Annotated in this window: 10 protein-coding genes; 2 read left to right on the top strand and 8 right to left on the bottom strand. The window is 66.4% G+C overall.

All coding sequences use genetic code 11. From position 1 onward, the window contains the following. Positions 1-10: 10 nt before the first annotated feature. Complete coding sequence (locus PW843_12865; protein MDE1147487.1) at positions 11-1,420, top strand: NAD(P)(+) transhydrogenase (Re/Si-specific) subunit beta; 1,410 nt, start codon at positions 11-13, stop codon at positions 1,418-1,420. A gap of 78 nt (positions 1,421-1,498) precedes the next feature. Here PW843_12865 and PW843_12860 read toward each other — a convergent pair whose 3' ends face one another. Continuing rightward, complete coding sequence (locus PW843_12860; protein ID MDE1147486.1) at positions 1,499-2,398, bottom strand: TonB-dependent receptor; 900 nt, start codon at positions 2,396-2,398, stop codon at positions 1,499-1,501. Between the two features lie 28 nt (positions 2,399-2,426). Beyond that, the gene (locus PW843_12855) at positions 2,427-2,933 is read right to left on the bottom strand and encodes a hypothetical protein (GenBank protein MDE1147485.1); all 507 of its coding nucleotides are present in this window, start codon (positions 2,931-2,933) and stop codon (positions 2,427-2,429) included. Between the two features lie 79 nt (positions 2,934-3,012). Between PW843_12855 and PW843_12850 the strand changes: the two genes are divergently transcribed. Further along, a complete protein-coding gene (locus tag PW843_12850; protein ID MDE1147484.1) occupies positions 3,013-4,419 on the top strand; it encodes an IS1182 family transposase in 1,407 nt (468 codons plus the stop codon). Between the two features lie 29 nt (positions 4,420-4,448). Here PW843_12850 and PW843_12845 read toward each other — a convergent pair whose 3' ends face one another. The 6 genes from PW843_12845 to PW843_12820 all read right to left on the bottom strand — a co-directional run bounded on the left by PW843_12845 (position 4,449) and on the right by PW843_12820 (position 13,015). Next, positions 4,449-5,141 carry a TonB-dependent receptor plug domain-containing protein gene (locus PW843_12845; protein MDE1147483.1) on the bottom strand — a complete coding sequence of 231 codons (693 nt, stop codon included), beginning with the start codon at positions 5,139-5,141 and terminating at the stop codon, positions 4,449-4,451. A 528-nt stretch (positions 5,142-5,669) separates the two neighbouring features. After that, positions 5,670-7,712, bottom strand: coding sequence for an aminopeptidase P family protein (locus tag PW843_12840; GenBank protein MDE1147482.1), 2,043 nt, complete (start codon positions 7,710-7,712; stop codon positions 5,670-5,672). Positions 7,713-8,099: 387 nt separating this feature from the next. Further along, positions 8,100-8,969, bottom strand: a complete 870-nt coding sequence (locus tag PW843_12835) for a 50S ribosomal protein L11 methyltransferase (GenBank protein ID MDE1147481.1) — start codon at positions 8,967-8,969, stop codon at positions 8,100-8,102. Positions 8,970-9,115: 146 nt separating this feature from the next. Then, the gene (gene pepF / locus PW843_12830; GenBank protein MDE1147480.1) at positions 9,116-11,008 is read right to left on the bottom strand and encodes an oligoendopeptidase F; all 1,893 of its coding nucleotides are present in this window, start codon (positions 11,006-11,008) and stop codon (positions 9,116-9,118) included. Between the two features lie 121 nt (positions 11,009-11,129). Then, positions 11,130-12,257, bottom strand: coding sequence for a 2OG-Fe(II) oxygenase (locus tag PW843_12825; protein ID MDE1147479.1), 1,128 nt, complete (start codon positions 12,255-12,257; stop codon positions 11,130-11,132). Positions 12,258-12,337: 80 nt separating this feature from the next. Next, a complete protein-coding gene (locus PW843_12820) occupies positions 12,338-13,015 on the bottom strand; it encodes a helix-turn-helix domain containing protein (GenBank protein MDE1147478.1) in 678 nt (225 codons plus the stop codon). Positions 13,016-13,017: the final 2 nt, after the last annotated feature.

Raw genomic sequence — 13,017 nt, 5'->3', positions numbered from 1 at the left:
CCGGACCATCATGCTGATCGCGACTTCGCTCGCCTACCTCGCGGCCGCCGTGTGTTTCATCATGGCGCTGCGCGGCCTTTCCAGCCCTGAAACGGCCCGGACCGGCAACACCTATGGCATCGCCGGCATGGCCATCGCCATCATCACCAGCCTGTTCGTGCTGCCCCAGTTCTCCTTCCTGGCGGCGGTCCTCATCATCGTCGGCATCGCCATCGGCGGTACGGCGGGCGCCTACATCGCCCGCACCATCAAGATGACCTCGCTGCCCCAGCTGGTGGCGGCCTTCCACAGCCTGGTGGGCCTGGCCGCCGTGTTCATCGCCGCCGCCGCCTTCTACGCGCCGGAGGAATACCGCATCGGCACCGACGGCGACATCCACGTCGGATCGCTGGTGGAGATGAGCCTGGGCATCGCCATCGGCGCCATCACCTTCACCGGATCGCTGGTCGCCTTCCTGAAGCTGGACGGGCGCATGACCGGCAAGCCGCTGGTCTTCCCCATGCAGCATCCGCTGAACGCCGCCCTGGCGGCGGCCCTGGTGCTGCTGATCATCCTGCTGTGCGCGACACAGGCCGCCTTCTTCTTCTGGCTGATCATCCTGGTGTCCCTGGCCCTGGGCTTCCTGCTGATCCTGCCCATCGGCGGGGCCGACATGCCCGTGGTCGTGTCCATGCTGAACAGCTATTCCGGCTGGGCGGCCTGCGGCATCGGCTTCACCCTGCAGAACCCCTTGCTGATCATCACCGGCGCGCTGGTCGGCTCCTCCGGCGCCATCCTCAGCTACATCATGTGCAAGGGGATGAACCGGTCGATCTTCAACGTCATCCTGGGCGGCTTCGGCGGTGACGCGGCGGCGGCGGGCGCGTCCGGCCCGGCGGTCGATCGCAGCTTCAAGTCGGGTTCGGCCGATGACGCCGCCTTCATCATGAAGAACGCGTCCAGCGTCATCATCGTACCCGGCTACGGCATGGCGGTGGCCCAGGCCCAGCACGCGCTGCGGGAAATGGCAGACATCCTGAAAAAGGAAGGCGTCTCGGTCAAATACGCCATCCATCCGGTGGCCGGCCGCATGCCCGGCCACATGAACGTCCTGCTGGCCGAGGCCAACGTGCCGTATGACGAGGTGTTCGAGCTGGACGAGATCAACCGCGACTTCGCCCAGGCGGACGTCGCCTACGTCATCGGCGCCAACGACGTGACCAACCCGGCCGCCAAGACCGATCCCAGCAGCCCGATCTATGGCATGCCCATCCTGGACGTGGAAAAGGCCAAGACCGTGCTGTTCATCAAGCGGTCCATGGGGGCGGGCTACGCCGGCGTGGAAAATGAACTGTTCTTCCGCCCCAACACCATGATGCTGCTGGGCGACGCCAAGAAGGTCACCGAAGAGATCGTGAAGGCGATGGCCGGCGGGCATTGAGCCTTTCGTCACCACCCGACAATGAAAGGGCCCGGTGGAGCGATCCGCCGGGCCCTTTTCCTTGGGGCGGTTCCGGGGTCAGCCGCCGAGGTTGAACCGGACGCTGCCGAAAACGGTGAACGGATCGCCAACGAAGGCGCCGACGCCGTTGGCGGCCACATAGTAGGTGGTGTCGGACAGGTTCTTGGCGCCCACGGTCACCGTCCACCGTCCCTGGGTGTAGGAGATGTCGGCGTCGGCGGTGACATAGCTGGGAATGGCCGTGGTGTTCAGCAGATTGCCGTACATCTTGTCGCGGTAGTTCAGCCCGGCGCCGATACGAAAGCCCTCAACACCCGCGACGGCGAAATCGTAGCTGGTCCACAGGTGCGCCATGGTGGCCGGCACGCCTTGCGACCAATTGCCGGTGGCCGCGGGGTTGGACGGGTTCGCCGTCAGCGTGGCGTGCTGCAGCGTGGCGTTGGCGGTGATGCGCCACCGCGGCGTGGGCCGGGCGTCCACATCGATCTCCCCGCCATAGGTGCGCTGGGCGTTGAACACCGGCACGTCGCCGACCAGGGCGAAGACGTTGTTGCGGGTCACCGCGAAACCGGCGGCAGTGACGGTCAACCGGTCGTCAAAGGCGTTGGCCTTGACCCCGCCCTCGTACTGCAAGGCGGATTCCGGTGCCGCCAGGCCGTTCTGCGTGGCTTCGGAGGAGAAGTTCACCAGATGGCTGCGGGCCACCCCGAAAAAGGGGGAGACGGCGGGCGTCAGCTTATACAGCACACCCGCGTTCCAGCTGATGGGCGCGTCGTTCCTGCCCACCGCGGCATTGGACAGAAAGGGCTGGCCGGTGGGCTGCAGGCGGCCCGGGACGAAGATTTCCGGCAACAGGCTGGTGTCCCACCAATCCTGCCGCGCGCCCACGCGCACCTTCAGCCGGTCGGTCAGGTCGATCTGATCGGTGGCATAGGCGCCGACGTAAGTGGCCCCCAGATTATCGATGAAACCGGAATGACTGGCATCACGCTTGAACGCCAGGGGGGGTGGACGGCGTTTCCAGGATCACCGGGTCGAAGACGTTGACGATGGCCGGCAAGTCGGCGGTGGCGCGGTTGGCGTGCAGATCCTGGTGCTCGACCGACAGGCCGGTCAACAGGGTGTGGCCGATGCCACCGGTATGGAAGGTCCAGACCGGCTCCAACTCATAGGTGTAGTCGTTCAGGGCGTCGTGCTGCCGGCGCAATTGCCGCCCGCTGAGGCTGCCGTTGGCGCTGACCCCGCCGCCATCGCCGTTGCGCAGGATGTCGAGATCACGGTTCATGAACGAGAAGTGGTTGTTCACCGTCAGGATGGGAGACACCATCCAGGCATCAGACGCGGTGATACGCAGCAGCGTCTGCTCCGCGTGGCCGAAGGGCGTGGAATAGTGGGTGTCGCGCGACACGCCGGTGATGGGCGCGCCGTTGACATAAACCAGGCCCGTGGGATCGGGCGTGGCCTGGATGTGGCGGGCGTCGACCGCCAGCACCACCTCATGCCCGCCACCCGGGGCTGTTGAAAAAGTCGTGAATGGCTGATTCTCTGGTGGTGTTGAGGGAGGCATCGCCATGTTGGGCCAGAAGGATCGCCGTCAGCCTGAGCTTTTTGTTGCAGGGTCACTGAGGGATTTGCTGCCTGAAGAGCACGTCCTGGTCCGGGTGGACAAAGTCCTCGACCTTGGCTGGCTTGAAGGAGAGGTTGGCGACCTCTACAGCGCGACAGCGGGACGCCCTGGCATTGCGCCGGAGGTTGCGGTCCGGCTGATGTTGGCGGGAATGCTGCTGGGGATCGTGCATGACCGGCGCCTGGTGCGTGAGGCGCAGGTCAATCTGGCGATCCGATGGTTCATCGGCTATGGCCTGCACGAGGCGGTTCCCGACCATTCCAGCCTGACCCGCATTCGTCAGCGCTGGGGCGGCGAGCGGTTCCGCAAGATTTTCACCCGTACGGTTCAGGCGTGTATCGCAGCCAAGATCGCCAAGGGTGAGGTTGTTCACATCGACAGTTCGTTGATCCGCGCGAATGTGAGTTGGGAGGCCATCGCTCGCCGTCACGTTGATGCCGTGGAGACCGCTAATCATCCCGAGGAAGCGGACGGTCCAGGCGCAGGCCCTCCCGCCACAAAGAAAACGAAGACGGAGTATGTCTGCACCAGCGATCCCGATGCGACCCTGGCCACCAACAAGACCGGCCGTCGCAGCGAGCCCGCCTACAAGCACCATACCGCCGTTGATGCCGAACGGGGTGTCGTCCTGGACGTGGCGATCACCACGGGTGCCGTCCACGATACCAAGGCAGTCGAGGCCCAACTTGATGCCATCACAGCGACAACCGGTGTCGCCATTCAGGCATCCACCATGGACGCCAGTTACGCCACCACCTACATCTTCGCGGTTCTGGAGGCGCTGGGTATCGAAGGGGTCATTCCAGCCAAGCCCGAACGGCCGCCGAAGAAGGGCGTCATCCCGGTTCGGCGCTTCAAACTGGACGCCAGGAACCGAGTGGTCCGCTGCCCCGCCGGCAAGTTGCTTCGCCCGCACGGCAAGCCGGACAGCGATAGTTTCCAGCACTACAGGGCCCGGCCTTCCGATTGCCAAGCCTGCCGGCGGCGGACGGGGTGTTTCAGCGAAAACATGAAACGCCGCGCCATCCTACTGCACAAAAATCACGACGCCCTACTCCGGGCACGGCGAAAATACGCCCGATGGGCCGACCGCGAACGAGCCCTCTACCGCAGCCACCGCATCCGCGTCGAAGGCTATCATGGCGAGGCCAAATCCTGGCACGGCATGAGACGCGCCGTCCGACGCGGGCTCGCCAACATGCAGATACAAGCCTATCTCGCCGCTGCCGCCGTCAACCTCAAGCGGCTGGCGGCAGCCCTTATTCTGGCCCTCTCAAGCATCCGGGCCGGCCTGTCTCCGACCGCCAGCCCGACAATGCGACCTCAAAACCAACCGCCTTGGCCTGCTTGATCCTCAGATCGCGGCTCCATCGGGCTTCTTCAACAGCCCCCACCCGACCAACTGATCTCCGGCCGGACTTCCTCATCATCACTGCCCAAGCCACGGAAGCCGTCACCATGCTGGACCAGGGTGTCCACACGATAAGCCAGGCCGGGCAGTTCCGTGGGACCGGTGACAAAGGCGTTGGCGGTGACGCTGCCGAAGGAGGCGCCCTGCACACCGCCACCGAAATCAAAGGTGCCGGAGGGCAGATAGTGCACGATGTTGATGGTGCCGCCGGGCGGGCCGCTGCCGAACAAGGCGGAGCCGGGCCCCTTCATGATCTCCACCTGCGCCACCCCGTTCAGCGAATGCGGGATGCCGTTGCGCTGGTCGCCATCGGAAAAGCCGTCGTTATAGAGGCGCGCGTCCAGCCCCCGTACCAGGAAGCGGTCGCCGAAGCCGAAGCCGTCGGCGCCGCCCTGGCCGATGCCGCTGGCGTTGCGGATGGCGTCCTTGACCGAGACGCCACCCTGCTCGTCCACCAAGTCGCGCGTCACCACCTGCACGCTATTGGGCAGATCCTCCAGCTTGGTGCCGGTCTTGCCCACGGCGGGACGTTGCGGGTCAAGGCGACGCCCCTCCACCGTGACCTCCGCCAGCGCCGGGTCGGACGCCACCGTGGCGGCGCCCCCATCGGGGTTCCCCTCCCCCGGCCCCGCCGCCCAACCGGCCGCCGGCAACACAACCATCACGCCGCACAACAGCGCGGCCCGCCAGGAAACGGCCCTGGCCCGGCCGACCCCACCCACAAAATTGCGCATAGAACCCAACTCCCAAGCCATATGACACCGTCATGGCGGAGTACTCACCCCTGCCATCCTCAATAGACAACAAATCCATGCGGCGTCTTCGCGGACATTATGGCAATGATAATGAAGATGCAAGTCATTATCATATGGAGCATAGAAGCTTAATTGGCTCATTTTTATTTATAATCTTACGACATTTACTATAACGAACACCAATAACCCGGCGCGACAACTGCGGCCAGGCACCCGGCGCCCGGGGCGCAAGGAAGTTCATGTCCCAAGGACGGATGGAAGGCGGTGTTTATTCCCTACCGGCACAAAAACGGCGGGTCGCGACAAGGCGCGAAACGGGACGGGGCGCGATCAACGCGACCGGAAAAGAAAAGGCCCCGGTGGACGCACATCGTCGTCCACCGGGGCCTTCGTGCAGGCTTCTATTCTTTCAAAACGCCCAGACAGGCAAAACGCCTAGACGGGGGCCGTCGCCGTGGCCAACCAAGCCGCCGCATCCGCGTCCAGGTGCGGCGTGACCGAGGCGCGCACCCGGGCGTGATAGGCGTTCAGCCAGTCCTTCTCCGCATCCGTCAGCAGCGAGGGCTCGATCAGGGCGCGGTCGATGGGCGCCAGGGTCAGGGTCTCGAAGCTCAGCATCGGCACCTCGCCGCCGGCCAAATCAGCCGGCGGGTTGACCAGCACCAGGTTCTCGATGCGGATACCGTAAGCGCCGGTGCGGTAGTAGCCGGGCTCGTTCGACACGATCATGCCGGGCACCAGGGCCACCGCGTTGGGCGCCTTGGCGATGCGGGCCGATTCCTCATGCACCGACAGGAAGCTGCCGACACCGTGCCCGGTGCCGTGGTCGTAGTCCAGGCCCTGCGCCCACAGGAACTGGCGGGCCAGGATGTCGATCTGCGAGCCCGTCGTGCCCTTGGGGAAGCGCAGGGTGGCCAGGGCGATGTGCCCCTTCAGCACCAGGGTGAAGTGGCGCCTGGCCTCATCCGGCGGGGTGCCGACGGCCACCGTGCGGGTGATGTCGGTGGTGCCGTCCAGGTACTGCCCGCCGCTGTCGATCAGGTAGACGCTGTCCTTTTCCAGCACCCGGTTGGTCTCGGGACTGGCGCGGTAATGGACGATGGCGCCGTTGGGACCGGCGCCGGAGATGCTGTCGAAGCTGGTGCCCCGGAACATCGCCTGTTCCTGGCGGAAGGCGAACAGCCGGTCCGACGCCTCGATCTCGCTCAGGGTGCCAGCGGCGGCGGCCCCGCTCAGCCAGTGCAGGAAGCGGGTGACGGCGACGCCGTCGCGGGCATGCGCCGCCCGGCTGCCGGCGATTTCCGTCGGATTCTTGGCGGCCTTGCGGAAGACGACGGGGTCGCGGTCCTTCACCACCTTGGCACCCGCCTGGGTCAGCCGGTCGAACACCCAGGACGCCGTCCAGATGGGGTCGACCCGTACCTTGCCACCGGTGGCGCCCAGGGCCTCCAGCGCGCCGCGCAATTCCTCCGGCTTGCGGACGGAGACCTGGTTGCCCAGATGGACCTCCAGCCCCGGCACCAGCTTGCGCTGGTCGATGAACAGGTCGACGTCGCCGTCGTTGGTCAACAGGGCGTAAGAAAGCGGCAGGGGCGTGTTGGGCACGTCGCCGCCGCGAATGTTCAGCAGCCAGGCGATGCCGTCCGGTTGGGTCAGCACCGCCGCCAGCTCGCCATTGCGCTTCAGTTCAGCCGCGATCTCCGACCGCTTGTCGGCGGAGGACTGGCCGGCGTTGGCCAGCAACTGCGCCACCACAGGCCCCAGCGGGGCGGCCGGCCGGTCGTGCCACACCGCGTCCAGCGGGTTGGTGTCCATCGCCACCAGTTCAGCCCCGGCGCGGCCCAATGCGGCGCGCATGCGGTCGATCCAGCCGACGGTGTGCAGCCACGGGTCGTAACCGATGCGCCCGCCCTTGGCGACGGCGCTGGCGATCCAATCGCCATGGAAGGTTTCGATCAGGTGGTGGCGCTCATACAGGGCGGCCGACACCTGGGCCTCCGCCTGAAGCGTATAACGGCCGTCGATGAACAAGGCCGCGCGATCGCGCAGCACCACCGCCACGCCGGCCGATCCGGTGAAGCCGGTGATCCAGGCCAGGCGTTCGGAACGGGCCGGCACGTATTCGCCCTGGAACTCATCGGCGCGCGGAATGACGAAGCCGTCCAGGTTCATGCGCACCAGTTCGGCGCGCAAGGCGGCCACGCGGGCGGCGATGTCGCCGGCCTCCGGCGGGGGCGGGGCGGCGATCAGGGACTTCAGCGCCGTCAGCTGTGCCGCCAGTTCCTCCGGCAGGTCTGGGCCGAACAGGGTCAGGAAATGGGCGGGATCGACATCGTCCGGGGCGGCGCGCACGCCGCGCAGCAGATCCCGCACCCCGGCAACGTCACGGTCGATGCCGGCGGCCTTCAACAGGCGGGCCAGTTCGGCATCCCCACGATAAATCTGGGCCGGGGTCTGGGTATGATGGGTGCTGTCCACGGGAAAACGCCTCTTTCCAACGATGCTTATTCTCGGGGGCGGCCGGTGGGCCCGCGCGGGGCCACAATGCCTGGCCTGGCGGCGCGCACAAGTCCGCCCCTTCCAGCCAGTGTAGGCCAGGTTTTTGATGGCATCAAATTTTTGGTGGATCGGCGTTCACAGGCCGGATAAGCGTCGCGGCGGGGACCAACGCGGGGAGAAGACCCCCGCCGCGACACCGGCGTCGGTCGCCCGATGCCCGTGTGCGCGGACGCCATCCCATGAAGGGCCGGCAATCCACGCAGGCCCTTTTGATACGCCGCCGCCTGTGGGGCTGTCTGCCGGCGTTACCGTCGTGTTACATGAATTTACAGGCGGGAAAAGGAGCCCCCTTTCCTGCTTAGGACATCAGCCCTTCATGACAAGCGTGTTCCACTCACCGATCTTGTAGCGGCGGACCAGCTTCAGGCCCTGGCGGCGGTGGGCGGCGATCACCAGCTTTTCCTGACGGGCCAGCAGGCCGGACAGGACGGCGATGCCGCCGGGCCGCAGGTTCTGGCGCAGGCGCGGCGCCATGCGGGCCAGCGGCCGCGCCAGGATGTTGGCGACGATCAGGTCATAGGGGCCCTGCTTGGCCACGATGGGGGTGCGGTAGCCGTCGCCATGGCGGCAGGTGACCAGCTTGTTCACCTTGTTCAGGCGCGCGTTCTCGCCCGCGATCATGATGGACAGGGCATCGATGTCCACCGCCGCCACCGGCGCCCGCCACAGCTTGGCGATGGCGAAGGCCAGGATGCCGGAGCCGCAGCCCATGTCCAGCGCCCGGGTGACGGGCATGGACTTACGCAGGTCGCTCAGGGCCCGTAGGCAGCCCTGGGTGGTGGCGTGCTCACCGGAACCGAAGGCCATCGCGGCCTCGATCAGCAAACCGATGCAGCCGGCCGGCACCGGCTTCTTGTGGTGGCTGCCGTGAACGAAGAAACGGCCGGCGCGGATGGGCGGGAAGCTGAGATAGGTCTGGGTCACCCAATCGATGGGGGCCAGCGGCTCCACCTCGATGGTGGGCTGGCCCACGCCCAGCGCCATGGCGAGAACGGTGACGCGGGCCACCAGGCGGGACTGGTCGGGCTCACCGTGGCTGGTGCCCTCGATCAGCCAGTTGCCGCCCTCTTCCAACTCGAAGGTGGAAACGGCATCGACATGCGCCTCCAGCACCTGGGCGAAGGCCTGCACCACGTCCTCATGCACCGTCAGTGCGACCCGCCACATGCCCGACATCACCCAACTCCCAAGAAAGCGCTCATGACAAAAGGTTCCGGCGGATGCCCGCCGGAACCTGCTGTTCCTCTATAGACTCGCTGGAATTCGCTGTGAAGGGCCATACATATCCCGGCCCGACAGCCGGGATATGTTCCGAACGCGTCTCAGTTGTCTTTCTGATCCAGCAACTGTTCCATCTCGGTGATGACGGTGTCCATGCGCCGCACCAGCGCCTGGTAGGGGGCGGGCGAGGTCATGTCCAGGCCGGCCTTCTTCAGCACGTTCACGGGATAATCCGAACCACCGGCCTTCAGCACCGACAGATAATTGTCGCGCGCGGCCGTGCCGCCGTCGCGCAGCTTCTCCGTGAAGTAGGCGGAGGCGGAGATGGAGGTCGCGTACTGGTAGACGTAGAACGGCCGGTAGAAGTGGGGGATGTAGGCCCATTCCGCCGCGTACACCGGATCGATCTGCATCACGCCCTGGTCGGCGCCGTGGTACTTGCGCAGCAGGCCCAGATAGATCTCCGTCATGCGCTTGCCCGACATGGGCTCACCCTTTTCCACCGCGTCGTGCACCTGCAGTTCGAATTCGGCGAACATGGTCTGGCGGAAGAAGGTGCCGCGGATGGTCTCCAGCTCATTGCCCAGGTACAGCAGCTTCTCCTGCCTGGTCTTGGCGTGAGCCAGCATGTAGTCGGACAGGATGAACTCGTTCGCCGTGGACGCGATCTCCGCCATGAACAGGGAGTATCCCGCCAGTTCATAGGGCTGGGTACGGTTGGCCAGGGTGGTGTGCATGGCGTGGCCCCATTCATGGGCCAGGGTGGACACGGATTCGTAATTGTCCTGATAGTTCAGGAAGACCACCGGGTGCAGGCCGTAGACGCCGGTCTGATAGGCGCCGGACTGCTTGCCCTCCTGCGGATAGGCGTGCATCCAGCGGTGGCTGAAGCCATCGGCCAGCGCCTTCTCATAATCGTCGCCCAGGGCGGGCTGCACAGCGGCCAGCACCAGCTTCTCGCCCTCGGCGATGGGGAACTTGGCGTCCGACGACACCAGCGGCGGGTAGATGTCGTAATAGTGCAGGTCGGGCAGGTTCAGCATGCGCTGCCGCAGCTTGAAGTAACGGTGCAGCGTCGGCAGGCCCTTGTTGGCCTCCGCCACCAGGGTCCGGTAGACGCCCTCGGGGATGTCATTGCTGGACAGCGACGCCGCCACCGCCGACGGATAGTGGCGCAGCTTGGACTGGATGACGTCGGCCTGCACCGTGTTGCCCAGGGTGGAGCCCATGGTGTTGTTGTACTGGCCGAACTTGGTCCAGAAGGCGTCGAACACCGCCTTGCGCACGGCGCGGTCCGGATCCTCGCGGTACTTCTGGTAATTGGCCTGGGTGATCTTCACCGACTGGCCGTTGGGCAGGGTGATGGTGGGCCAATCGATGTCGGCGTTGGACAGCAGGTTATAGGTGTTGCCGCTGCCGCCCAGCGCCGGGCTCAACGCCGCCAGCACGCCCTCGGCCTCGCCGCCCAGGGTATGCGGCTTCAGGCGCAGGGCGTCATGCAGGGCGAAGCCGTACTTGGCCAGCTTGGGCTCCGCCTTCAGGAAACCATCGACCTTGGCCGCACCCAGGGCCTGGATTTCCGGCGACAGCCAGGCGGTGGCGGCCGACACTTCGCCCGACAGATCCTGGGCCAGGCCGTCGCGTTCCTGCGCCGGCGCGTCGCGGGTGTCGGTGGAGGCGATGGTGCTGGCGTAGGTCCCCACCTGTTCCAGATCATGATAGACGGCGTAGATGCCCTCCAGCGCCGTCAGCATGGCGGCCGGGCTCTTGCCCAGCGTGCCCTTGTACTTTTCCAGCCCGGGCAGGGCGGCCTTGATCCTGGCCCGCGCCGCGTCCCAATCCGCCGGCGTCTTGTAATAGTCCGTCATGTCCCACAGGTACTTGGCATCGACCTTGGGATCGTCCTCCGCGCGCGCCGGCACGGTCAGCGCCATCAGCGAAACAGCGGACGCGGCCGCCAGCACGGCGCGACGTAGTGTGTTCTTGCCCGACATGAAGCGTAAGCCCCCTTGATTGGTGGGCGGGGCGGCCGACAGCGGCCCCCCGCAGCTTGGCCGCATTTATATCAGGGACTTGGGGGACTTGGCGCCCCGCGCTTTGTAACGCCGGTGTTTCTTAAAGCCCGCCGCCACCCGTGCCCGAGTGGGTCGCATCACGACGGGGCATCGTTTCCAGATAGGCCAGGCGCTGCTTTTCCCCCGCCTCGTCATACAGGAAGGGTAGATAGGCGTAGCGCTGGCCCCGCGTCACCGGTGTCGCCTCATGCAGCAGGCCGCAGGCGAAGACCACGGCGCCGCCGGTGGGCGCGCGGTAGGTACGGGGGCCGAATTCGGGGAAACGCAGGTCGCCGCCCTCATAATCCTCGGCATTCAAATTCACGGTGACGGCGAAGCGGCGATGGGCCGTGCCACCGGCCGTGTTGTCGCGGTGGGGCTTGAAATGCCCTCCTTCCTCCGCGTCGTAACAGGCGACGATGTGCCGTTCCAGACGGGTGGCGTCGAAGGCCAGGGCGCGGCGGACCTGGGGCACCAGGCGTCGGCCGATACGATCCGCCGCCGCCAGGCACAGCGCCTGATCCTGCAAGATGTAGTCGCGGCGGCGCTTGCGGCTGTAGTCGTAGACGCCGACCATCTTGCCGTCGACCTCATCCATCACGCCGGAATCCAGGCCGCCGTGAAAGCGATGCAGGGCCACCAGCAGGCGGCAGAAATCCGGCTCGAACACGCGGGGCACGATCAGCACCGGCGCCTGAATCTCCATCCCGGCGTGCAGGTCGGACGGCGGCAAGCCGGCCACCACGGCCATGATGCGGTCCGTCTCCGCCACCGGCCCCGCCGTCAGCACCCGCAAGGTGGGATCCAGCAGCAACCAGAAGGCGGTATGGGCCTCTTCCCCACCCGCCGCACCGTAAAGGCGGCTGACCGCGCGATCAGGATCCAGAAAATGGCGGATGCCCGGCACTTGCGTCGGAATGCGGCCGGCGGGCGCATCCTCCGCATCCGTCGTCACCCCGAAAAAGCTAACCCGATCATCGTCGAACAGGGCGCGATGCCGCGCCACGGCGGCCAGCATGGCCGCCCCGTCCCCATCGGCGGCGGAACGGAAGAAACCCAGCAGCAGGTGGCGGCCGGCGAAACTGTCCAGGGTCAGCTTGGGGTTTTCCGCGGTGCGGCCGGTGAACCCGGGTGCAGCTTCGCCGCACACAAACCGTTCCCAAGGTGTCGGCGTCGACAAACCGTCCATCAATCCCATCCTGAAGTCAGATGGGGATCATAACGACATGCGCGCGCAACACCATGGCGCGCTATGCCGCAAGGGCTAGGTCATTCGGCCGAGGCCGGATCGTGCAAGGCGGCGGCCAGATAGGCCCGCAGAACCACCCGCACCTCCCCCAGCAGGGCGTCCGCCTCATCCGTTTCCATCAGTTCGGGCACCGTCTTCATCAGGAACAGCACCATCAGCGCCAGCACCGACGCCCGATCGGGCGGCAACGCCGGTGCCCAGGCGATCAACAGCCGGGCGATGCGGGTGGACACCTCGCTCCGCATGTAGCCGCGCTTGGCGGCGGCATCCGGCCGGCTGTCCATCAGCACCTTGACCACGGCCCGTTCGCCGCGCAGCCCCAGCATCAAATCCACCAAGGCGTCGGCCCGGGCGGTGGCCGTCGCCAGGCTGGCGGCCCGGACCACCAGCCCATCCAGGGCCGCCCCGGTGCGCTGGCCGTACCGCAGCAGCACAGCCTCCGCCATGGCGTCCTTGGACGGGAAAAAGCGGTAAAGCGACCCGATGGCGGTGCCGGACCGGGCGGCGATCTCCGTCATCGTCGTGGCGTCGTAGCCCTTCTCCGCGAACACTTGCGTGGCGGCGTCCATCAGGGCCGCCACCGTCTGCCGGCCGCGCGCGCGCTTCGGTGCCGCCCCTTTGGCCGGGCCGGCGTCCTGCGATGGTGCCGGGGGCGACGGCAGGGCCGCTGTGGCCGCCGTTGACTTTTGCGAGGCCATCC

The sequence above is a fragment of the Azospirillaceae bacterium genome (genome assembly GCA_028283825.1).
In the GTDB taxonomy this organism is placed as follows: domain Bacteria; phylum Pseudomonadota; class Alphaproteobacteria; order Azospirillales; family Azospirillaceae; genus Nitrospirillum.
Note: the sequence above shows the minus strand (reverse complement) of the source record. Positions and strands in the feature narration are given on the sequence as shown.

What these genes read in the sequence shown, in the direction of transcription:
- PW843_12825 (MDE1147479.1), bottom strand. Translation starts at nt 12,257, where the DNA reads ATGGACGGTTTGTCGACGCCGACACCTTGGGAACGGTTTGTGTGCGGC.
- PW843_12820 (MDE1147478.1), bottom strand. Translation starts at nt 13,015, where the DNA reads ATGGCCTCGCAAAAGTCAACGGCGGCCACAGCGGCCCTGCCGTCGCCC.
- PW843_12850 (MDE1147484.1), top strand. Translation starts at nt 3,013, where the DNA reads ATGTTGGGCCAGAAGGATCGCCGTCAGCCTGAGCTTTTTGTTGCAGGG.
- PW843_12845 (MDE1147483.1), bottom strand. Translation starts at nt 5,141, where the DNA reads ATGGTTGTGTTGCCGGCGGCCGGTTGGGCGGCGGGGCCGGGGGAGGGG.
- PW843_12865 (MDE1147487.1), top strand. Translation starts at nt 11, where the DNA reads ATGCTGATCGCGACTTCGCTCGCCTACCTCGCGGCCGCCGTGTGTTTC.
- PW843_12835 (MDE1147481.1), bottom strand. Translation starts at nt 8,969, where the DNA reads ATGTCGGGCATGTGGCGGGTCGCACTGACGGTGCATGAGGACGTGGTG.
- pepF (MDE1147480.1), bottom strand. Translation starts at nt 11,008, where the DNA reads ATGTCGGGCAAGAACACACTACGTCGCGCCGTGCTGGCGGCCGCGTCC.